Below are 22614 nucleotides of genomic sequence, written 5' to 3' on the forward strand. Positions count from 1 at the left end.
TTGGGCTAAGTGCGAAACCAGTCCTTGCGACGGTTAGATATGGCATGCCTGCTGGAACCTCTGTGAGATCGCATTTGGTTCTGGTGACTGAGCTGCAGGACAGATTCTATCTCAGCGATACAGGATTTGGATGCGGCGCGATTTGGCCTCTAAGGCTAGACCAGTCAGGCAAGGCTCAGAGACAGCACGGCCTAAATTTCATGGTGACCAAAATCGAAGATGGCTATTTGGTTCAGTTGCGACAGAAGACCGGTTGGGTCGACCTTTACCAGTTCGACCTAAACGAGGTCAGCCATCGTCAAATTGATGACGCCAACCATTTCTCAGCGAGATCGCCAGAAAGCATGCTCTCTTTAAATCTGGTTGCAACGATTTATCACGGTGGTGGCAGGCGAGTATTACTCAACACCAGATACCACGATGAAGCTAGCGGTAAATCAGAGGAGATCCGAGGTAGCATTGATCTCCGATCTTGTCTAAAGCACCAGTTCTCGATTGACCTTTCCACAGCCGAAATACATAGGGTATTTACCGTTGCGAAAAATGCTGATCGCCCAAGCTTTTCCTAGTTTTTAGCAGCACCTATTGAAAGATTCACCAGCGCTCTAACCGCGGATCTCTCATCATTTCTGGGTTTATTTCTTGGGAGATTCCAGACAATGAGTGGTACAAGTTTAATAAGCGCCCATTACGGCATGGTCCTGTGGGCGGCCCTTATAGCAACTTCATTTTTCGCCGCAGCTGAGCTCAACCCCGCCGTCGACCCTATCTTCCTGACGGTTCTGAGGCTCGCATTTTCGGCTTTTCTGTTCCTGCCAATGGTGGTGGCCCGTCGAGAAATGCCAAACGGAATTGCCGGGCTATCCGGGCATGCGTTTCTTGGCTTGTTACTAGCGATTTATTTTGCTTCGCTTTTCGAGGCGCTGCGATATACGTCGGCTGTCAATACAGCGCTGATGTATGCGCTGGTACCTTTGGGAACCCTCTTTTTCGAGTTGTTCCTCATTCGTCGGTCAGCTGTCTTCCGTGCTATTCCGATGGCCATCGCTGCTTTAGGCGCAATTGTACTCATAGGCAAGGATCCTGATGCAAACACAAGGTCTCTTGCATACCCGCTCATTGTGTTCGGGATCGGGTGTGTTGCAATGGCTGCCTATTCTCCATTGAGCCAGCGGCTAAAAGTGTCAGGCCTGCGCAACTGCAGCCCCGCGGTGATGACCTTTTGGAACATGACGTTTGGAGCTGCTTTTCTGGGGTGTTACTTGCTTGTTACAGGAGGATGGAGGTCGGCGGCTAGCTTGCAATGGGATGATATCGGCTGGATTGTCTACCTTGCAGTTTTCGCAACGCTAGGTACCTTTTACCTGCTTCATCGCGCAATTGGGATCCTAACTCCAGCAATGGTTACGTCCTATATTTACCTGAGCACCGTGATGTCAACGGCTGCTCACTGGTACTGGTTGCGCCAATACCCAGGCTTCGTTGACCTTATGGGAATGGCCCTGGTTCTTGCTGCCATGACGGTATTGATAACAATGAGCCGGCGCACTCCGCCGGCCATTGCAGGGTAGAGCTACTGCAGCGCGGCTCTCTGCCATCCTCCCAACTGTCGTTCGATGAGCCGCGCTAGGTCGAGAAGCTGATTCTCATGCCAGTGCGGACCAACGATCTGAACGCCGATAGGCAGTCCCGTCACTGGATCGGTTCCAGCCGGAACAACTACTGCCGGTGATCCTGACAGGCTAAACGGGAAGACAAAGACGTACTGACTAGGGTTCTCCATTGACTCACCGTGAGAGAAGGCCACCTCTGTGTAAACAGGAGTTATGAGTGCGTCATATCGGTCGAAGAAAGCTGCAAGGTGATAACGGAAGGTGTCGATCATTATCCAATCGCGACGCACTTCATCGACCGACATTTCGTTCTCTTGGGCAAACTCAATAAGTCTACCCAGAGCCGGCGTAAACTGGTCTTTCCCCATTGCCGCGAACATCGCCTTCCAGCCTCGGCCTGAGTCGCCGCCAGTTATAAAAATCCGCCAGAGCACGTCAGCGGCCTCTTTCATTCCTTTGGGCTGATCTGGACAGATGCGGGCCACTGCAGGTTCGAGCACCTTCGTTACGTCCTCGATAACCGACCGGACTGCATCGCTTACCATCACGCTACCTGGTTCCCAGTAGGTTGCGACCCGCAGTTCGCCCAGCGGTTTTGCTCGGTAGAAGGGCACCTCTACCGTATCTGGGTCTTGGCCATCCGGACCGCTAAGAAGCTTGCCGAAGGTGTCGATGTCGTCAACATACCTTCCGAGCGCCCCAAAAGCAGATGTAATGTGAAATAGCCCGGACCGCTCATTCGGGAACTGACCTGTCAGCGGCACACGTCCTTGCGTAAGCTTGAGGCCACAGATGCCGTTGAAGTGTGCTGGTAATCGAATGCTGCCGCAAGCATCCGACGCAAGCCCCGACGGGGAGAACCCCGCTGCAATGGCGGCAGCTTCGCCACCGCTGCTTCCCCCGGCTGAACGTTCAAGCGAATGAGGGTTTCGTGTCAGTCCGTATAGAAAATTATCAGTCTCGAAAGCCATGCAAAGTTCAGGCACGTTCGTGATTCCCATGATGATTGCACCGGCCGCTTTCAGTCGCCCCACCACCGTTGCGTCACGAATGCTGGGCTCGCTTTGCAGCTCCGCAATTCCACGCGACATGCGATACCCAGCGACATGGCAGACGTCCTTTATCGTAATAGGCACACCATGAAGTGGTCCTCGAAGCTGCCCGCGGGCAGCTTCGAGGTCTGCAGCACGAGCCAGGGAAAGTAGTGTTTCACGCGGGGCGGAAGCGCAAACCGCGTTTACCCGGGAATTTCCAGTTTCGATTTGGTCGAGGTAGTGCTCGACCAAACTTACGCTCGTCATCTGGCCACGGCGGATAAAGCCGGCAATCTCGTTGATTGTGTACTTATCAGGATTATGCATGGGCATTACGTCCCTTGGACCGCAGCATTCGGTTCGGGATTTGGTACATGTTCCGAACCACGAGAGAGAACAGGCGAACCCCTATATTTGAACGCTCGGATATCGCCTTAAGCGAGGCACTTACTGCCTCAAGAATCTCCTGAATCTGGGCTCGCTCGATTGCGAGCGGAGGGTAGAAGCGAAGGACCGGGTTCGCGGCCTTCTCGTTCATGCTATTACCGGCGTGGACGCCCCGGTTGCTGAGCTCCATGCTCATCAGTGCTTCGTATACCGAGCCCCGTAGCCGCAACCCCGTCATCATACCGACGCCAGGCACATCCCGAATAATTTCAGGATATTCGCCGGCGATCTTGATCAGCCCTTGTCGCAAGAGGCCACCGTTCACCTGGGACCTTGTGATTAGATCGTTGTCTTCGATGTAGTCAATGGCGGCGAGCGCTGATGCACAAGCAACGGGGTGCCCGCCAGTTGTTCTCATATCCTCTTCGACAGAGGTCGGTGGATGGACCTGTGTTAAAGCCTCGCTGTACAACGCACAAGCGAACGACGTGTAACCACCGGTTAGGCCTTTTGACAAAACCATAATGTCCGGAATGACACCGTCATACTCAACGGCGAACCACTTGCCGCAGCGACCGAATGCTGTCTGGATTTCATCCGCAACCATCAGGGTTCCGGTTGCGTCGCACAACGCACGAATGTTCGCAAGATACCCCACGGATGGGGCTTCAAGGTGTGCACCACCAAGGATCGGCTCGACATAGACAGCACATACACCCTTGCCAACGGCACGCTCAAGAGCGGCGATATCTCCGTAGGGCACGTAAGTGACTTCGTCTGATGACGTCCCATATGCCTTATGGTGCTGCTGGCCAAGGATCGGCATGGCCGCCAGGGTTTTGCCGTGGTAGGAGTTGGTCATCACCACGATGCCTTTGCGATCACTTTTGACCTTCAGCACGTAGCGCATCGTCTGCTCGATCGCCTCGGCACCGGATACGGTGTATCGGATCTCACCCCAACTTCCAGGCGCTATGGTTCGAAGGCGCTTAGAGAGCTGTTCCCTTAACGGATGGCTGTGCTCTGGAGGGGCCATAGCAAAAATCGCAAGCTGCTCCTGAACAGCACTTTTAACCTTAGGGTTGCGATGCCCGACTACGAAAACGCCATAGCTACAAGCGCAGTCGATGAAGCGCTTGCCTGTGTGGTCGGTGACGTAGACGCCATCACAACTCGTTTCAACTGAGCTTTTAGCGATCCGGTAAAGCTTCGCAGCAGATGCGCTCCAGTGGCGCTCACAATCGTCGAGAAGCTGATCAAGCGGCATTGGTGACTTCATTGGTCATAACCTCCATTATTCTTTCGGCTGCTTGCAACAAATTGTCGCGGCGGGAACACACGGGCGGCCGCAAGACTAGGTCCGACCCCTGAAGATGCGAGACGAATACACCGGCCCTGTATAGGTGACCTCGCAGAGCGGCACGGTCGGTATTGCTCGGAAGCGGAACGGCAACAAATCCGCCTACAGGTCTGGCTGACAAACTCGATAAAGTCGCTGCTAGGGCCAAGCCGTTCTGTTCGCAATGCTTAGGCGCATCGATGACTTGGGCGTGCTCAAGTGCAGCCAAAGCAGCAACGCATGACATCGGGTTGCCGGCAGTCGTGCTCCCGTGTTTTGCAGGGGTGCTGCGGCCATATACCTTGTAAGCCATGCTCTCTGGGCAGACGTACATGCCTATGGGAATTGCGCCACCACTCAGCCCACCGCCAATCACCAGAATGTCAGGTGTCAACCTTGCCTTTTGAAAACCGAACATCGTGCCCAAAAGGCCAAGGCATGTGTCGACGTCGTAACCAATGGTTGGAACGCCGTACTTCGAGGTGAGCGCATACGCCTCGGACAGCAGAGGCGCAGGTGAGACAGCAAAGCGACCACCCGATCCTTGATAAACGTAGGGGTGACAGAACGCAAAACAATGGCTGAGATCTAGACGCTGAAGGTCGGCAGTCGAGCTTATTGGCTTCAGATTGATTCCCAGGAAACGCATGATTTCGGCATTCTCGGCGGGGTTGTTCAGGATCCGGCCGTAGGAAAGACAACCGTAGTCTCCGCCGGTGAGGTAGGCGATAGATCGGCGGTTAGGGTGCAATCCTTTACAGAGTTTTAAAGCTCCCTCAAAAGCCTCATCACCTGAGCTGCACACATACGAGGTGCTGAGCGAGTCCGGAAGCATATCCGCCACTGTGCGGCAAAGTCGAATAAGCGGCTCGGACAGCAGGACCCGATTAGACAGCCCCATCGACTCAGCCTGGCCGTATACCTGTTCGATTACTTGCGGTACCTGCAACCCGAAGCCGCCGGCAAGATTGATGATGCTCCGACCTGACTGGTCGCGGAAGGACTCGTACTGCCCTGTATCGGCCAAACGTTTGTTAGTCATTGACGATCCCTCACCGGTAGCTCAACGCGTTGTAAATGCGGCGTCTTGTGTCACAGATCGCCTCTCTGCCATGCATGACTCGACGGTTATCAATCATGACCATGTCATGATCCTGCCAGCCGACAGGTCGTGTCGCTCGTGCTGTCACAGTTTCAATTTCAGCCAGGAATTTTTCAGGGATGGGGGCACCCGAGGCTGTGTCGATTAGCGGCTTTTCGTAATTAAACGACGGGCCGAGAATGCTATTTGCGAAGGCGCCCCGGTCGCTGAAACTGGACCGTTGGATAGCTGAAACCACAAACGAGTACCCGATTTCGTCTGTTTTTGGGTCGTAGGAGATTGTTGTGCCGGCGCCTTCAGCAACGTTACGCAGCAGGTCATCGATCAACACCAAAGCTGGATCATCCAGCCCTGGCGTGTAATGGCAGACAAGCCGCCTCCACTTCGGACCGGGTACAGTCCTGCTGTAGCGGATGTCATTTTCTTCAAAGAACGAGCGACAACTCTCGGACAATTGAGCCAGAACCACTTCTCCGTCGCACACAGTTGTTTGTGAGCCTTTGCGTGGCGCGTCGGCGCAATAGAACCATGTGATGTCCGGCCAGAATGGTGAGTTACCGTTCTCGCAGTGCAAACCCACAGCATCTACACCCGCGTCAACCAGCTGGGCTGCGCCGGCGACCATAGTCCGGGCAGGATCTAGGCTCAGGCGCGAACTGTGAGAAGCCACGAAATTGCTGAATGCTTCCGGGCCACGCATACACCCTCTGAAAAGTACGACTCCGTACTCGCCCAAAAGCGAATAAAGCAATCCAGTGGTCACGCTATCAAACTGCTGGGGGCCAATCATGGCCAGATTAGGCTGTTCGATATAGCAGGCAGAATTGGTCATTAGGATACCTCCGGGAAGGGTTTAGTCGTTCGACACGAAAGGTAGGTCTCGGCAATCTCAGCCCGCTTGGGTCTGCCGGTGACCGTGAAAAACTTGGTTGTTGATTTGTCTTCTGCAGCCAGTGTCCAGAGAACGGCGGGGCGCTCGATGTCTGAGAAAGCGGAGTGTGTCCACTGAGAAAGGCGCTGAACGCTCAAGTCAGGATCTCCAATTATCAGCGCTACTAACCCGTTGGCTTTGTCCAGAAACACAACAGCCTCGCGAACGCCTGAGAATTCCTTGAGGTCCGCCTCCACCTGTTCAGGGCTAACGTTTCTTCCGTTTGGCAAACACAGCACGTTCTTTTTGCGGCCGTGGACGAAAAGGAAACCATCCTGGTCCAACCTGCCTAAGTCGCCTGTATCGAGCCAGCCATCCTTGGTGAATGAGCATGAACTGGGGTCGGCACATGCGTAGCCACTGAAAAGCGAAGTGCTCGATACCTCGATTGAATTGTCGGCAGCGATGCGCACCTGAACGTGCTCGAGAGGCTTGCCGACGCTGCCGATACGCTGATGCTCGGCAGTGTTGACGCTTACTACCGAAGTGTTCTCGCTAAGCCCATATCCCTGGAAAACATCAATACCGTGTGAGGCAAGATAGAAGAGCGTTTCGGGGCTCACTATTGCGCCACCACAGGTGAAGTGAACACCGGATGACCAGTACGCCATGATTTCACTCTGGTGCTTATGGGGGCCAGCCACCATCGCGGCAATGCTATCAATGACGACAGGCGGAACCGTCACGGCAGTTGGTCGAACACTCAGTAATCTGGCAATCAGGTCGTCAGGTGCAGCACCAGGCTCGCCTAGAAGCGGGCAACTCTCTGGCAAGAAGTGTACAGACCCCCCTCGAAGAAGGGGGAGATAGATCGCGGTCACCTGTTCGAGAAGAAGACTCAAGGGGACCATGGACAGGTAGCGCCGGTGGGCCTGCGCCGGTATCGCTTTGCACAGCGAGCCGAGAGTCTCTTGCAATGCCGCAATCGTGATTTGTACGCCTTTCGGGCGGCTTGTTGTACCGGAGGTGTGAATAACCTTGCAGATGGTGTCAGGTTTTACAGCGCGCAGCAGAGTAGTAGATATAGGAACGTGAGCGGCATTGAGGTCGATGACTTTTGCAGGATCAGTTTCGATGCCCCATTTTTCATCTAGCGTTCGGGCCCCGGTCGCATCCACAAGAAACCCATCGCAAGTCGCCGCGAGGTGTTCGGCTTGCGCCTTGCTGAATACCATCGGCAATGGCACTGCGATGTACCCACCCAGCAAGCAGGCAATGTCCGCGATGACCCAATTTGCACTGTTGCGAGCCACTATCCCAACCTTCAGTGCATCTCTCTTTCCAAGCTGCCGGTCCAGCTCACCTGTAACGGCGGCGGCAGCGTTCCGCACCTGCTCGTACGTGAGTTCCAAACGGTTTGGTTCACCTGCAGAACCAAGGTCAACGACGCAAAGTCTATCGCTGTTGAATTCAAACGAATCCGCTAAAGCCTGAGTAAAGAGGCGATCCATCAGGAAATCCTCTTAGGTTTGGCGAGAGGGGTGTGCGTGAACACGGTCTCGACAGTTATAGCCGCAAACCGGGATCGCTTCGGGTCCACGCGGATGAAACCAGTGACAGGAACTCGGTCATAATACGAACCCCAGAGCTCCTTTGCTTCCGTCAGGCGGTCAGGGTCGGCCTGTTCGAGAGGCTCGAAGGCAATTTGGCAGCCTTCCATCATCCTGATGACCTGCGGCGTTACCGTGCAAAGCAGGTAGTGAGCGCCCATGCACCAGGCGAGCATGGGAATCATATTTACAAGGATCATCCCTGCAGTGGCGTGGTGGGACGTGAGGCTTCCTATCTCGGCAATGTTTGAACGCTCAAGCTCCTTCCCGAGCCTCGCGCGTAAAATCGCCTCTATTGGCTTATCGAGGTACTGCTCAGAAAATAGACCGCCTTCCTCTCCAAACGTAATGCCTGCGCAGGCCAGAATTCGATCCTTTGCGTTCTGGACCACTACGTAATACTGGGGGGCAGGGTCAATACTAGCGTTGTAGGCGCTGTTGTATTTGAGCTTGCTAACTTCTGATGCTTTATTCCAAAGAGCGGTATTTGTTTCGGTTACGCGAATCAACATTTCCTTCTCTCCATTGGTGCCGGTCCGTTGCGCCAGCGTCCTGTGAAGATAACGAAATAAAACGCTTCGATGATTTAATAAGCTAAAAGACTCTGCTATTTTTTAGATGCGGTCGATTTCCATTCCATGTTTATAGAAAGCACTCAAAGGATTGATAAGGTGAAGACCCATGCTTGATAGCAATTTACTACGTAAACTCGACATGCAGGACCTGATCATTTTCGTTCACGTCTATGAACGGAGCAGCGTGACAGCTGTATCGGAAGCTCTGTGCGTTAGCCAGTCGACAGTAAGCTACTGTCTCAGGAAGCTCAGGACTGGGATGGAGGACGACCTGTTCATCCCCTCCCGAGGGGGTATGGCGCCTACAACTAAAGCAGACGCTATCTACCCGAATATCATACAAATTCTTGAAAAGATCAATCTATGCTACTCGGGTGAACCGTCCCATCGACAGGTCACCGAGGCGCGACTATTCCATATACAAGCTCCGGAGTATTTCGAAATCTTGGTTCTACCGCGGCTGTTATCAAGCTTGATAGGCATGCGCCCGTATCGGTGAGTATAAAAAAGCTTGAAGATGAAATTCCAGCGTCGCAAATGGATAGTGGTGAGGTCGATCTGGCAATATGTTTTGGGCCGAAATATCACCGCAAGCATCTTGGGCATCGAGCTGAAGTTTTATTTCACGACGATCTTGTCTGCGTAACCGATAAAGGTTATCCATCAGAAGGTGAGTCGTTCACGCTTGAAGAGTATATTAAACGTAAACACGTCTATCCCACGCCCTGGACTACTAATACAAACATGATTGACGGTTGGCTCTTGACGAACGGACAGAGCCGGGACATTGTCGCCAGAGCAAATACCTACTACTCTGCGCTTGGGCTGATCAAAGATACCGATTACGTTCTTACTCTTCCGCGTCGGGTATTTGATAAGTTAGCAAACAGCACCCATGTAGCTTCAGCACCTCCGTTTGGATTCCCAAAGTTCACCCTTGACATGGTCTGGACAGAGTCTGCTAACCGAGATCCCGGTAATTGCTGGCTCAGACAGCAAATAGCGTTCGCCGCAGCAGATATCGCAAGTAGCAAGAGTGAAAGGCCTGCTTCCGCGATATGAATATTCCCCAGCCTTTAGGCGCCGTGGTCAGTCGGTTGGATATACCTCGTGCGGTGGACCCTCCTGGTCTATGATTAGAGCTTAGGAGGAGTTTCCATGAGCAGCCAACGTTATACCCCAGAATTCAAGGAGGGCGCGGCTCGACAATTGCTGGAGTGGGTTACGCCGTGGTCGAAGTGTCGCAGCGGTTGGGAGTCTCAGCTCACCGCTTCCACAAATAGATTAAGGCCGTGAGGCCGGATAGGTATAATGCGCAGGCGGCTGAATTGGTAGAGGCAAATAGCGAGATTCTTGGATTGTGTATCTAACCTCGATAGCTGCTAGGCGATACTCGTCTACTAATAACGCCTGCGCGAGTGAGCCGTTTTCTGAGAGTTACTATACTGGCACTGGTGTGGGTTAAATCCAATATAGATTTACGTTGGAAACGAGACTGAAGTGTTTGAGTGATTAACCCTGTTTTGCCACATCCAGCCGGGGCCGATTGATGTGATTAGGGATAGATTATGTCAAGTATGGCCTTTTCCATCACTCCATTGCCTCCTTGAGAAACAGAGCCACAGTGCTCGTCGCACCAGTTCACAGTGTATCTCAACAGCGTGGATTGGAAGGTCAACACCTGTTTCAGAAGCAAGAATTTGCAACAGCTCTTGCCCGAAGAATAGTGACTCTTCCCTGTGGTTGACTACGCCATCGTTCATGAGCTTTTTCGGGAGAGCCTTAACTGCTCCATGGCTCCATGGCTCCATAGTCACACAGTCTGTGCATTAACCTTTCTGAATAGCTTCTTGTTAATCACCACCAGATAACAGCGACTATAAAATATCCACAGCCCCCAGATACCAAAAATTTAGCTAAAAAACCCGGAGAGCCAAGTAAGGGCTTTCCGGGTTTCTATCTTGGGCGCTCGGGCGCAATGCCCGGCGCCTTCTAGGATTACTTCACCGATGCGCGCGCATCTTCCATAATCCGGTTGAGGGTTTCACTCGGCTGCATGACAGCTTTCACCTTGTCGGCCGCGGCATGGTAGTAACCACCAAGATCCGTAGGATTGCCCTGGATAACACTCATTTCTTCCAGGATCTTGTCCTTGTTTTCTTCCAGCTGTGCCGACATTTTAACGAAGAACTCTTTAAGTTCTTTGTCGCTGTCCTGGTTGGCCAGCTCTTCGGCCCAGTAGCGGGCCAGATGGAAGTGGCTACCACGGTTATCCAGCTCGCCGGTCACGCGCGATGGCGACTGGTTGTTCTCCAGCAGGCGTTCAGTTGCCTTGTCCAGGGTCTGGCCCAGCAGACGTGCACGGTGGTTGTCGTGCTTCTCACCCAGCTCATCCAGAGACACAGCAATGGCCAGGAACTCGCCAAGCGAATCCCAGCGCAGGTGGTTTTCCTGCAACACTTGCTGCACGTGCTTAGGTGCAGAACCGCCAGCGCCGGTTTCGTAGAGCCCGCCACCGTTCAGCAACGGAACAATCGACAGCATCTTGGCACTGGTACCCAACTCCAGAATCGGGAACAGATCGGTGAGGTAATCACGCAAAACGTTACCGGTTACTGAGATAGTGTCCAATCCGCGGATCAGTCGCTCCATGGTCCAGCGAATAGCGCGAACCGGCGACATGATGCGGATATCCAGGCCTTCGGTGTCGTGATCTTTAAGGTAAGTATGAACCTTCTTGATCAGCTCGGCGTCGTGCGCGCGCTCGTCGTCCAGCCAGAATACTGCCGGCATATCTGTGGCGCGGGCACGGCTAACCGCCAGTTTGACCCAGTCGCGGATTGGCAGATCTTTGGTCTGACATGCGCGCCAGATATCGCCCTTTTCCACATTGTGCTCGGTCAATACGGTGCCATCTTCGGCAACTATACGTGCAATGCCGTCTTCTTTGATCTCAAAAGTCTTGTCGTGGGAGCCGTACTCTTCAGCTTTCTGCGCCATCAGGCCCACGTTGGGCACTGTGCCCATGGTGGTGGGATCAAACGCACCGTGGGTTTTGCAGAAGTTGATGGCTTCCTGATAAATGGTGGCGTAGGTGGACTCAGGCATAACCGCCTTGGTGTCCTTAAGCTTGCCATCACGGGCCCACATCTTGCCGGAGTTGCGGATCATCGCCGGCATGGAGGCGTCTACAATCACGTCGCTCGGTACGTGCAGGTTGGTGACGCCTTTAACGGAATCAACCATGGCAATTTCCGGGCGGTGCTCGTACGTCTTATGCAGGGCTTCCTGGATTTCTTCCTGCTTCGACTCCGGCAACTGCTTGATCTTCTCGATAACAGATGACAAACCGTTGTTCGGGTTTACACCGATCTCTTCAAACAGGTCGCCGTACTGATCAAACAGCTCCTTGTAGTAAATCTTCACCGCGTGACCAAACACGATCGGGTGAGAGATTTTCATCATGGTCGCTTTTACGTGCAGGGAGAACATCACACCGGTTTTTTCGCAATCTGCGAGGGCGTCGTCAAAGAACTTGCAGAGCGCTTTTTTGCTCATGAACATGCCGTCGACTACTTCGCCTTCAAGCAGAGGAAGGTCAGACTTGAGAACCGTCTGCTTGCCCTTTTTATTCTCGAAAACGATGCGAGCGTTGGTCGCCTTGTCGAGAGTGATCGACTGCTCGTTGGAATAGAAGTCGCCACCTTGCATGTGCGCCACGTGTGTGCGCGAAGCTGGGCTCCATTCACCCATGGTGTGTGGGTATTTGCGCGCAAACGCTTTAACAGCAGCAGGTGCGCGACGGTCGGAGTTGCCTTCACGCAATACCGGGTTCACTGCACTGCCAAGTACTTTGGCGTAGCGAGTGGTCGCATCTTTTTCTTCGTCGGTTTCAGGGTTTTCCTTGTACTCGGGAACGTTGTAGCCCTGATCCCTCAATTCTTGAATGGCTGCACGCAGCTGCGGAATGGAGGCAGAAATGTTCGGCAGCTTGATGATGTTGGCATCGGGGTCTTTGGTGTACTCGCCCAGCTCCGAAAGCGCATCTGGTACCCGCTGATTCTCTTCGAGGTGATCCGGGAATGTTGCCAGAATACGGGCCGCGAGAGAGATGTCGCTGGTTTCAAATTCGATGCCAGCCGGCTTGGCGTAGGTTTCCAGGATCGGGAGTAGGGACCGTGTTGCGAGGGCAGGCGCCTCGTCGGTCAGCGTGTAGATGATTTTGGCTTTGGATGATTTCATTTTCGTCCTCAGGCTAATGGGTGGGTTCAGGACGGCCATAGCGAGATCCGGCGTCTTATGAACGTCTGACCTTTGCGATGACTGATTTTTAAACTTTTGATAGACCTACTAGGATACCATTTTTTTGTAATCTCTGGTTACGATCTTAGTATAAGAACGGACTAAAAACCCCTGATCTTCAGTCACAGGACGGCTATTTGGCGGAAGTTTACGAAACTTTCTAACATTTTGGCCTGAGGACTTAGGAGTAAAGCGGCGAGGAAGAGCCTCACCGCTTTATAAACGCCTATTCTTTGGGCAGAAGATTTTCCTCGGCAAGCCGGTCGCGGATCTGATCCAGAGCTTCCGGGTTGCCCAGGGCATCGCGGTTGTCGGCTTTGTTGGAGCCGTTGATAAGGCGGGCCACGGCCAGTTCCACTTTTTTGCCACTGCGGGTGTAGGGAATGTCTGGCACCTGGACAATGTGCTTGGGAACGTGACGTGGGCTGGCGCCCTTGCGAATTCGGGCCCTTAGTTGTTTCAGTAGCTCGTCGGTCAGTTCCTGGCCCTCAGCTGGCACGACGAACAGCACCACTTCTACGTCGCCCTCGATTTGCCGCCCAACGACCAGGCTGTCTTTTATGGCGGCTTCGGTTTCTACCTGGCGGTAGATTTCTGCGGTGCCGATGCGCACGCCGCCGGGGTTGAGTGTGGCGTCGGAGCGGCCGTAGATAATGGCTCCGCCGTGTTCGGTGAATTCTATGAAATCACCGTGTGCCCAAACGCCGGGGAAGGTGTCGAAGTAGGCGGCGCGGTAACGTTCGCCACCGGCGTCGTCCCAGAAAGCAACGGGCATTGAGGGCAGTGGCTGGCGGCAGACGAGTTCGCCACGTCCTTTGGCAACCGGGTGGCCGTCGTCGCCATAAGCAACGGCGTCCACACCTAAAAGCCGGCATTGGATTTCTCCCCGGCGCACAGGCAGCACTGGGGTGGAGCCCACAAAGCAACCGCAGATGTCAGTGCCGCCGGCTATAGAGCCGAGCAGGGCTTTGGGCGCGCCTTGGCTGTATACCCAATCGTAGTCTTCGGGAAGCAGAGGCGAGCCGGTAGAGAAAATGATTCTCAGGCCGCTGAGATCCAGGGTTTTAGCCGGGGTCATTTCAGCTTTGCGACAACCTGCAATGAATCTTGCGCTGGTGCCGAAGTGGGTCACGCGTTCGTCGGCCACGGTTTGCCACAGGAAATTAAGGCTGGGGTAGCCAGGGGATCCGTCTACGGTGATAACGGCCGCCCCGGTCAGCAAGGCCGATGCTTGCCAGTTCCACATCATCCAACCACAAGTGGTGAAGTAGAGGAATCGGTCTGCAGGGCCTACGTCGCCATGCAACATGAGTTCTTTGGCGTGGTTAACCAGCAGGCCTGCAGTGCCGTGCACGATGCACTTGGGTTTGCCAGTGGTGCCAGAGGAATACAATATGTATACCGGGTGATCGGGGTCTACGGGCGTAAATGAAGGAGCTTCGCCTGTGCCGAACGCAATCGCCTCGTCCCAGGTGGCTACCAGATCGCCGGAAATCGACTCTAAATCTGGCAGTTGCTGAACATTGACCACGCACTTTAGCGTTGGCAGGCCGGCGATCAGTTCTGCAAAATCGTCTTGGCGAGCCAAGACTTTTCCACCGTAGCCATAACCGTTCACGACAATAAGCGCTGATGGTTCAATCTGGCCAAACCGGTCAAGAATCGCACCCACACCGAAATCCGGTGAAGCGGAGCTCCAGATGGCACCCAGGCTGGTTGCCGCCAACATGCCTGCGAGAGCTTCATAGCCGTTGGTAACAACACCGGCTACCCGGTCACCTTTTCGGACACCTTTGCTACGCAGGAAGGCTTCCAGCGCACCCACATCGGCTTTCAGTTCGCCATAGGTGCGCCGCAGAACCGGGCGTGTCTCGCAGTAAGCCACCACGGCTTCCTCGTTGGCATGGTCACCCTCTGCCAGGCGTAGCAGGTTGGCAGCAAAGTTCAGCTTCATACCCGGGAACCACTCAGTGCCCGGCATATCTCGCTTGCCCAGTACTTTGCTGGCCGGTGTTTCGCATACCAGGCCGCAATATTCCCAGACTTTCGCCCAGAAGGTTTCCAGATCTTCTACAGACCACTGGTGCAGCGCGTGATAGTCGGAAAAAGGGCCATAACCCTGATCTTCCAGCCAGGCTGTGAAGCGCCCCATGCGGGTGTCAGTCAGCACATCCTCCGAGGGAGACCAGACTATTGGGGACTGTTCAGTAACGCTCATCCGTTGCTCCTGTTGCTTACTGCATGTGCCAGCCATGGCTGACAACAATAGATTGACCAGTGAGAGCGGCAGATGGGAAAGCTGCCAGATGCACCGCCATTTCGGAAACATCTTCCAGCGTAGTGAATTTACCGTCCACTGTGTTTTTCAGCATCACCTTGCTGATGACATCTTCTTCGGAAAGGCCCAACTCTTTCGCCTGTTCCGGAATCTGCTTGTCTACCAGCGGCGTCCTTACAAAGCCCGGGCAGATGATGTTGCTGCGTACCCCGTGCTCTGCACCTTCTTTGGCGACCGCACGACAGAGCCCCAGCATACCGTGTTTTGCAGCCACGTAAGGAGCCTTCAGGGGTGAGGCCTCAAGGGAGTGCACCGACCCCATATACAGCATAGTCCCTCCTCCACTGGCGTACATGTGTTTCAGGGCTGCTCGGGTAACCAAAAATGCGCCATCAAGGTGCACATTCAACACCCGGCGCCAGTCTGCATACGCCAACGTGTGCACCGGCCCTATGTGCTGGATACCCGCATTAGCCACAGCGATATCCAGGCCTCCCCAGGCTTTCACGATAGCGGCAACACCTTCATCTACCGCGGTTTCGTCAGTCACGTCCATGGCCAGAGCCATCGCTGTGCCGCCAGCTTTTTCTATGGCATCGACGGCCTCTTTTGCACTTTCCAGGGTGAGGTCTGCCACTGCCACACGAGCACCTTCACGGCCATAGTGTTCGGCGATTGCCCGGCCGATGCCGCGCCCCGCCCCTGTAATCAGGGCAATATTGTTTTCGAGACGCATCAAGAACCTCCATACACTTCGTTAGGCAACCATGTGGCCAGTGGCTGAAACCAAAACACTAGCGCCAGTGCCAGCAGTTGCAAAGCAATAAACGGTAACACACCCAGATAAATATCCTTCGTAGTAATACCTGGCGGGCATACACCTTTAATATAGAACAAGGAGAAACCTACGGGTGGTGTCAGGAAAGAAGTTTGCAAGCACATGGCAAACATGATGGCAAACCACACCGGCTCCACACCCATGCTGAACAGCACGGGCGCCACCAAGGGTAAAACAATCAGCGTAATCTCCACCCAGTCCAGAAAAAACCCAAGCAAGAAGGTGATAAACAGAACCGTCAACAACACGCCAGTGGTGCCAAACGGCAGGCCGGTGATGGCGCCCTCAATAACCTCGTCGCCACCCAGCCCGCGCAGTACCGAGGCAAAGACCGTGGCACCAATAAAAATGCCAAAGATAAAGGCCGACGTACGGCTGGTCTGGTAAAGAGATTCCTTCAGCGTCTCCATATCCAGGCGCTTGCTAACAAAAGCCATCAGTAGAGCACCGCCGGCACCTACTGCGGAGGCCTCAGTGGTTGTAGCTATGCCGAAAAAGATAGAACCAAGCACAGAAATGATCAGCGTCATGGGCGGCAATATCGCCCAAAACACACCAAACCAGGCTCGGGCATCAAGACGCTGTCGGTTCGTGGGCGCCGGCGCCAAGTCTTTTTTGATGTAAGAAGCAATGATGATGTAAAGAATATAGAGCATCGCAAGCATAACGCCCGGAATCAGCGCGCCCATGAACAGCTTGCCTACCGACGCCTCTGAGGTACCAAGCGATCCGCCATCAACACAAGCATGATACTTGGCGGCACCAGAATGCCGAGCGTGCCGACAGAACACGCCGTGCCCACAGCCAATGATTTGTTGTAGTTGGCTTGCATCATGGGCCGAGGGACAACATGCCCAGCAATACCACCGAAGCGCCAACAATACCGGTGGATGCGGCAAGCAATACACCAACCAACACCACGGTAATCGCATAACCCCCGCGCAACCCGCCAAGCACTTTAACCAGGCTGTGCATCAGTTTTTCGGCGATACCAGAACGGTCAAGCATGATGCCCATGAAGATAAACATGGGAAGCGCGACCATCAGTTCATTGGCAACAATGCCATAAATCCTGGCGTCCAAAACGCCGATTGTGCCCTGCCAGGTAAACCACAGAGGGAAATCCAGATATTCGACCATAACGTGGCCGACGATACCGAATATAAGACCAATACCCGCCAGTGACCAAGCAACCGGGAAGCCCAGCAGCAACAGCACCATAAAGCTGGCGAACATGGCGACAACAAGAATCGCTTCTACACCCATGACGTTAGCCTCGCGGATCAGGGATTGGGATGGCCGACGGAATGTCGATCATCGTAGGGAGCTCAATAGCCCTGGGAAAACGGAACAGGAGCGTGGTGCAGCGCGTCGCTCGGGACACCAAGGCAATCATCACAAACAGGAGGCCAAGGGGCAGCATGCTCTTGAAAATAAACCGGTAGGGCAACCCGCTGGGCGCCTGGGAATGCTCTGTGTAAATCCACGCCGTCCAGGCGTAGGGCACCAATGCACTGATCATCAATGCAATGATTGGCAGCGCCAGCAACGCAATTCCGAGAATCTCGATAATGGCTTGGGTTTTAGGAGAGAACTTCTCTTTCAATACATCAACGCGTACGTGGTCATCACGCACAACCGCGTACCCCAGGGTTAGCATGGTTGCGGTTCCGAACAGCTGCCATGACAGCTCTTCAAGGGCGATAGAGCCTTGAGACAGAACATAGCGGGAGAACACGTTGATCAAAATAACAATCAACACAGCAATCCATAACCAGGAGGCAAAACGGCCAACGGCAACAACCAATCGGTCAAGGCGCCAGGACAACGCGTTGGTTGGCAGCAAATCAGTGCCGGATGTCGGGGCCTGGTTATCCCCGGAGACATTGGTATCAGTCACAAAAACCTCGGATTTTACGGAGGTAGGGCGGGAGGCGGGTAGCGATCAGCCGTTACCCGCAGTGAACATCATCCGTTGATCAGTCGTACTTGTAGAAATCCCGTGGCAGGTAGCCATTGGAGTGCCAAATGGAGTGGTGTTCCATAAAGTCACGCTGACTGGTCAGTACGCGGTTGAACATTTCGTCTTCTGCAGCAATCTCGTCCAGCACCTCGTTGGTGATTTTCTGAAGTTCGCGCAGAACAGGCTCCGGCAGAGTCTGTGCGTTCACACCTTCTTTTTCGTAATCGCGCAGTGCCGTCGGCTGTGCCCACTCGCTCTGTGCAAAACCCTTGAGCGTAGCAGATTCGCAGCCCATCTCGATAAGCGCACGGCTCTGCGGCTCAAGCCCCTCCCACACATCCTTGTTAACCAGCAAGTGCGAGGTGGTCAGAGTCTGGTGCCAGCCAGGCATAATGTAGTTTTTGATAATCTGATCCAGACCCAGCATCTTGTCGATGGCCGGCTGAGAGAACTCAGTCGCATCGATAGTCTTGCGCTCCAACGCCTGGTAAATCTCGCCACCCGGCACCATGGTTACCGAGGCACCGAGTTTTTCCAGCACCTTGCCGCCAATGCCGGCAAAGCGGATTTTCAGACCATCAAAATCTTCCACGCCTTTAATTGGCTTGGCGAACCAGCCGGCGCCTTCGGGGCCGATGATGCTACACAGCATGGGATGGATATTGCGCTTGGCGTAGATTTCTTCCAGCAGCGCACGGCCGTCTCCTTCGTAATACCAGGCCAGATAAGCCGGCGGCTCCATATTGAACGGCGCACCGGAGTATAGCGGCAGGGCCGGTATGGTGCCTTGATCGTAACCCACCCAGGTATAACCGGCGGGGTACTTGCCACCGCCTACGGCATCCATTATTTCAAACGGTGGAACCAGCTCATTGGGCTCGTAGTAACGTAGCTGGACATCGCCACCTGATATGGCTTTGAGATTTTCTGTCAGGTGCTTGACCGGTGTGGTCAGGCCTACAAGATGTGAGGGAAACGCCAGAGGCACCTGCCAGCGGATTTTTTCAGCCGCCAGAGCATTGCTGCTTACCATGGCGCCTGTCATGAACGCTGCGGCAGTAATGCCCAGAGTCAAACCCGAAAGCTTTTGCTTGATAGACATGAAAATGATCCTTCTTGTTGTTGTATAAGGCCCGGAGCTCTTTGGCCCGGTAGGCCTGTACTGAAGTTCCGCCAGGCAACACAGAAAAAAAGGTGACATGGGCAAATCGGGGGTCCTAATTTTGGTGCCAGCCTTTATTTTCTGCATTGTTCTGACGTCCTGCATTTCAGATTCTGCAGAGACCGTGCCAATAACTTTTTTTGTATTATTATCAGTTAGATGAAACAAAAGGCAGGATTAACCGGACGTGTCTCCGTCCGGAAAACAGGACAACACAGCACTCAGATCGTATGTAGTTGTACCAATATCAAGACACGTGTCCGGAATTCAGGACATCTTTGCGAGTTTTTCGTAAAGCACGGAGCGGGAAATGCCCAGCAGCTTGGCGGCCTTGGTACGGTTACCACGACTTGCAACCAGCGCGTCTTCAAGCGCCTGCGCTTCGGCCTCGGCCAATATGTCAGCCAGGGGCCTGACCGGGTGCGGGGCAATTCGAGAGGCGTGACGCGCACCGCTGCGGGGCAATATTTTGAACATGGCGTCGGCATCCAGAACACCGCCTTCCTCGCTCATGGTAAGCGCTCGCTCCAGCACGTTTCGCAACTCACGAATGTTACCGGGCCAGTCATAACTGGCCAAAGCCGCCACGCCGGCATCAGTGATTTCGGCGCGCATGTCCAAGCCTTCGCTGATTTCCCAAAGCAAGGTTTCGCACAGAAGCCCGAGGTCGGCAAGGCGATCCCGCAAGGGCGGGATGGGTATTTCCAGCACGTTCAGTCGGTAGTATAAATCCGAACGGAAACTGCCATCGGCAATCATCACTTCAAGGTTGCGGCTGGTTGCTGCAATGACCCGAACATCTACCGAGATAATCTTATTGGAGCCAAGGGGTTCAACCTCCCCCTCCTGAAGCGCACGCAGTAGTTTTGCCTGCAGCGGCAAGGGCATGTCACCAACTTCGTCCAGAAACAACGTGCCACCGTTGGCAAGCTGAAACTTGCCTTCGCGTAGTTTTCGGTCAGCGCCTGTATAGGCGCCCGGAGCAACTCCGAAAAACTCCGCTTCCAGCAGGTTGTCAGGGATGGCCGCCACATTCACACCCACAAACGGCTTTTCGGCGCGGCTGGAGACAGAATGAATGGCTTGAGCCAGAACCTCTTTACCTGTGCCAGTTTCGCCCAGCAACAGCACCGCCATCTCACGCCCGGCGGCAAGCCGCGCACGGCGTTTTACTTCAAGTGCACCAGGGCTGGCACCGACAAAATCCCCAAGGCTGTAACGGGTACTTCGAGCTTTTTTTGCCAGCGCTTTGCGGGCTGCGGCAAGATCCTGATGCAGGCGCCGGTACTTGCTGACCAGCGGCGTAAGCGGCTGCAAATCGTCGTAGAGCACAAACGCCACAGCCCCTTCAATCTCGCCAGCCTTGCTATAATACGGGAGCCGAGTAACGACTAGCTGTTGCTGCTGGTACTCCATGATATCCAGTAGCAGGGGCTTGCCGGTTTCCACAACCTCGGGCATGCGAGTTTCAGGAATCACTTGGCGCACAGGGCGGCCAATGGGGCTGGCCTGGTCTTTCAGACCAAGTAGCTGGGAATAGCTGCTGTTTATCCAGGTGATACGGGACTCACGGTCAACGGCTATCGCGCCTGCACTGGCCTCCTCAAATATGGGGAAGAGCGCTTCAATAAGCTCCTGGGTCAGCCCGTTTTTGTTTTTCTCACCAAATAAGTCTCTCATGTAGCGCTTACCGCCGGGTTCAATAACATTCATCGTGAAAGCCTTACACCCGGCTGTGCCGGGTGTGTTTTCGGAAGTATATGGCCCTCTCTGCGGCGTGAGCAAATGAGAGATGACGTGGAGCAGCCCGAACGCCGTCAATCAGGTATGCGTAACTCACCACCAATCAGATGAATACGGTCTTCCTCCGGAGGCTGTGCTGCAATCGCAGGCAGGTTGATCTGTGCCAGCGGTGTTGAGTCTCCTCGTGGCGTCGTTCGGACAACCTGGCTTGGCGGCAGCGGCGTGCCGTTGGTCAAGCGATCCCACACCAGATCCAGGGCCTGAAAATAGTAGTGATGCAGTGGCACATAACTGGCACCAACAGCAGGAAAGCCGTTCAGTACGTCCAGATGATGCGCGTTGAGCACTTCGTAATAACGAAGCTCACTGCCCTCGCCCTCCACTTGCTGGTTAAGCCCGAAATAGGGCCGGGAGGTGTGATTGATGGGCAGAACAGCGTCGGCCCGACCGGTCACAAATACCGCGGGCTTGCCCTGGAGGTTTCCGGTTGCCCGGATCTCGCTGACGCCCTCAGCAATGGCCTCAGCCAATGCAGCCTGGTCACCGGTCAGTTCTGTATCGTTAATCACATCACGACCCATTGCGAGGCTATGCAGGCATAACAAGGCATCCAGGCCATAATCCATCTGACCGCTGCTGGGGGACATACTTGCCGTTAGGAGCGTTGGCTGACCGACTGCATCGTCGTATACAAGATTGACCCCTGCGGTAGGCGGAATGCCGTTACTGGTTGCAAATGCTGCCGCTTCCGCAGCCGGTGTAAGCGGAGTTACCGCACCTGCGCCGTCGGTCGCAGCCAGGCTAAGCCCGCACACACGATCCTCGACACCAGCGCGGCCATAGGCGTTGGCGTAGGTCATGGAAATGCTCTGGGCAACGTTGGAGGCAAAATGTATGGGCGCAAGCAGGTTCTGCTCGGACTGGATCCCAAATTCCTCATTCAGAATGCGCAACGCATCAGCGGCACGCTCGTCAGTGGTGGCACCTGTGACGAGCCCTTTTAATCCCAATGACGTGCAGATATTCTCGCCGATAACCGGCGGGTTAAAAGCTGCATTCAACGGAGCCGTGTCACGAATGGCCGGCGCCTGATTGGCACACCCCTGGTATACCGCAAGTGCCGTGGTGTATTCAAGCAGGCTGCGACTGTGCTCGGTGATAGGCGCGTCGCTACCCTTCACAATGCTGAACCCGGTATCCACAACCGGATTTACATTGGGCTCAGATACCGCCACACCGTCGATCAGGCCTTTCGTGTCCTGCTCAGCCGCACGAACCGATGAGCCACCACCGTTAGATACGCTTGAGGCAATAACCAGGGTATTTTCAGGCGTAATAGCATTGGCGTTGCTGTCGCTGCCAAATTGCTTGTTAAGAGCCCAAAACCCGAACTCAACCGACTGCAGAACATGGCGCCCCCAGTCCGCTTCAGGGTTGGTTTTCGAATGAGCGTGCTTCCAGGCGAAGCGGTCGGCTGAGACTGCATTGAAATCATCGCGCTCACTCGCGGTAAGATCCGCCCGGAACTGCACTGGCTCATCGGAAGTAGTCAAAGTGCCATCAATGCGCTGGGCGGCGTTGGATTCCAGATTGTGCGACCCCGTGCCACTGCCTTTATCGGTATAGACCACAGCGCAGCCTTTTTTTAGCCCCCACTCGCCAGCTGTACCAATGGCACCATATATTCCCCGAGAGCCGGATGACGGCGCGGTGATCATGCATGGGTTCTGTACATCAAAACTGTCAGGAATCTGCGCCATAACCGTAACAGGCACCTCACTGCCCGTAACCGTCATA

15 protein-coding genes and 2 pseudogenes are annotated in these 22614 nt (G+C 54.4%); 3 read left to right on the plus strand and 14 right to left on the minus strand.

From position 1 onward, the window contains the following. Both BCA33_RS11680 and BCA33_RS11685 read left to right on the plus strand, forming a co-directional pair. A partial coding sequence (locus BCA33_RS11680; protein WP_139172993.1) for an arylamine N-acetyltransferase occupies nt 1-569 on the plus strand: 569 nt, incomplete at its 5' end. 90 nt (nt 570-659) lie between these two features. Then, on the plus strand, nt 660-1571 hold the full coding sequence (locus tag BCA33_RS11685; RefSeq protein WP_071266038.1) for a DMT family transporter: 912 nt from the start codon (nt 660-662) through the stop codon (nt 1569-1571). 2 nt (nt 1572-1573) lie between these two features. On the opposite strand, the gene BCA33_RS11690 is transcribed toward BCA33_RS11685, so the two are convergent. Genes BCA33_RS11690 through BCA33_RS11715 form a run of 6 tightly spaced genes read right to left on the minus strand, consistent with a single transcriptional unit; the run spans nt 1574 to nt 8468 of the window. Then, complete coding sequence (locus BCA33_RS11690) at nt 1574-2974, minus strand: amidase (protein ID WP_071266040.1); 1401 nt, start codon at nt 2972-2974, stop codon at nt 1574-1576. After that, the gene (locus BCA33_RS11695; RefSeq protein ID WP_071266042.1) at nt 2967-4313 is read right to left on the minus strand and encodes an aspartate aminotransferase family protein; all 1347 of its coding nucleotides are present in this window, start codon (nt 4311-4313) and stop codon (nt 2967-2969) included. The genes BCA33_RS11690 and BCA33_RS11695 overlap by 8 nt, the downstream gene beginning before the upstream one ends. Then, a complete protein-coding gene (locus BCA33_RS11700) occupies nt 4291-5415 on the minus strand; it encodes an aminotransferase class III-fold pyridoxal phosphate-dependent enzyme (RefSeq protein WP_071266044.1) in 1125 nt (374 codons plus the stop codon). The genes BCA33_RS11695 and BCA33_RS11700 overlap by 23 nt, the downstream gene beginning before the upstream one ends. A 10-nt stretch (nt 5416-5425) precedes the next feature. Beyond that, nucleotides 5426-6307, minus strand: a complete 882-nt coding sequence (locus tag BCA33_RS11705) for a TauD/TfdA family dioxygenase (RefSeq protein ID WP_071266046.1) — start codon at nt 6305-6307, stop codon at nt 5426-5428. Then, on the minus strand, nt 6307-7857 hold the full coding sequence (locus tag BCA33_RS11710; protein ID WP_071266048.1) for an AMP-binding protein: 1551 nt from the start codon (nt 7855-7857) through the stop codon (nt 6307-6309). The genes BCA33_RS11705 and BCA33_RS11710 overlap by 1 nt, the downstream gene beginning before the upstream one ends. Further along, the gene (locus tag BCA33_RS11715; protein ID WP_071266050.1) at nt 7857-8468 is read right to left on the minus strand and encodes a thermostable hemolysin; all 612 of its coding nucleotides are present in this window, start codon (nt 8466-8468) and stop codon (nt 7857-7859) included. The genes BCA33_RS11710 and BCA33_RS11715 overlap by 1 nt, the downstream gene beginning before the upstream one ends. A gap of 169 nt (nt 8469-8637) precedes the next feature. Here BCA33_RS11715 and BCA33_RS21820 point away from each other — a divergent pair. Next, a pseudogene (locus tag BCA33_RS21820) lies at nt 8638-9593 on the plus strand (LysR substrate-binding domain-containing protein). Nucleotides 9594-10529: 936 nt separating this feature from the next. Here BCA33_RS21820 and BCA33_RS11725 read toward each other — a convergent pair. The 8 genes and pseudogenes from BCA33_RS11725 to BCA33_RS11760 all read right to left on the minus strand — a co-directional run bounded on the left by BCA33_RS11725 (nt 10530) and on the right by BCA33_RS11760 (nt 22613). Next, nucleotides 10530-12773: an NADP-dependent isocitrate dehydrogenase gene (locus BCA33_RS11725; protein ID WP_071266070.1), complete on the minus strand. Its 2244-nt coding sequence runs from the start codon at nt 12771-12773 to the stop codon at nt 10530-10532. Between the two features lie 286 nt (nt 12774-13059). Next, a complete protein-coding gene (locus BCA33_RS11730; protein WP_071266052.1) occupies nt 13060-15051 on the minus strand; it encodes an acetoacetate--CoA ligase in 1992 nt (663 codons plus the stop codon). 16 nt (nt 15052-15067) lie between these two features. Next, nucleotides 15068-15847 (minus strand): 3-hydroxybutyrate dehydrogenase, encoded by a 780-nt coding sequence (locus BCA33_RS11735; protein ID WP_071266054.1) that lies wholly within the window; start codon nt 15845-15847, stop codon nt 15068-15070. Further along, nucleotides 15847-17215 (minus strand): annotated as a pseudogene (locus tag BCA33_RS11740) (TRAP transporter large permease subunit). The gene BCA33_RS11735 and the pseudogene BCA33_RS11740 overlap by 1 nt, the downstream one beginning before the upstream one ends. A 4-nt stretch (nt 17216-17219) precedes the next feature. Further along, on the minus strand, nt 17220-17849 hold the full coding sequence (locus BCA33_RS11745) for a TRAP transporter small permease subunit (protein WP_071266056.1): 630 nt from the start codon (nt 17847-17849) through the stop codon (nt 17220-17222). Between the two features lie 79 nt (nt 17850-17928). Further along, nucleotides 17929-19014 (minus strand): TRAP transporter substrate-binding protein, encoded by a 1086-nt coding sequence (locus tag BCA33_RS11750; RefSeq protein WP_071266058.1) that lies wholly within the window; start codon nt 19012-19014, stop codon nt 17929-17931. A gap of 327 nt (nt 19015-19341) precedes the next feature. Next, a complete protein-coding gene (locus BCA33_RS11755; RefSeq protein WP_302848224.1) occupies nt 19342-20787 on the minus strand; it encodes a sigma-54-dependent Fis family transcriptional regulator in 1446 nt (481 codons plus the stop codon). 104 nt (nt 20788-20891) lie between these two features. Next, nucleotides 20892-22613 carry a D-(-)-3-hydroxybutyrate oligomer hydrolase gene (locus BCA33_RS11760; protein WP_254774353.1) on the minus strand — a complete coding sequence of 574 codons (1722 nt, stop codon included), beginning with the start codon at nt 22611-22613 and terminating at the stop codon, nt 20892-20894. Between the last annotated feature and the right edge of the window lies 1 nt (nt 22614).

This window comes from Marinobacter sp. AC-23 (assembly GCF_001858325.1).
In the GTDB taxonomy this organism is placed as follows: domain Bacteria; phylum Pseudomonadota; class Gammaproteobacteria; order Pseudomonadales; family Oleiphilaceae; genus Marinobacter.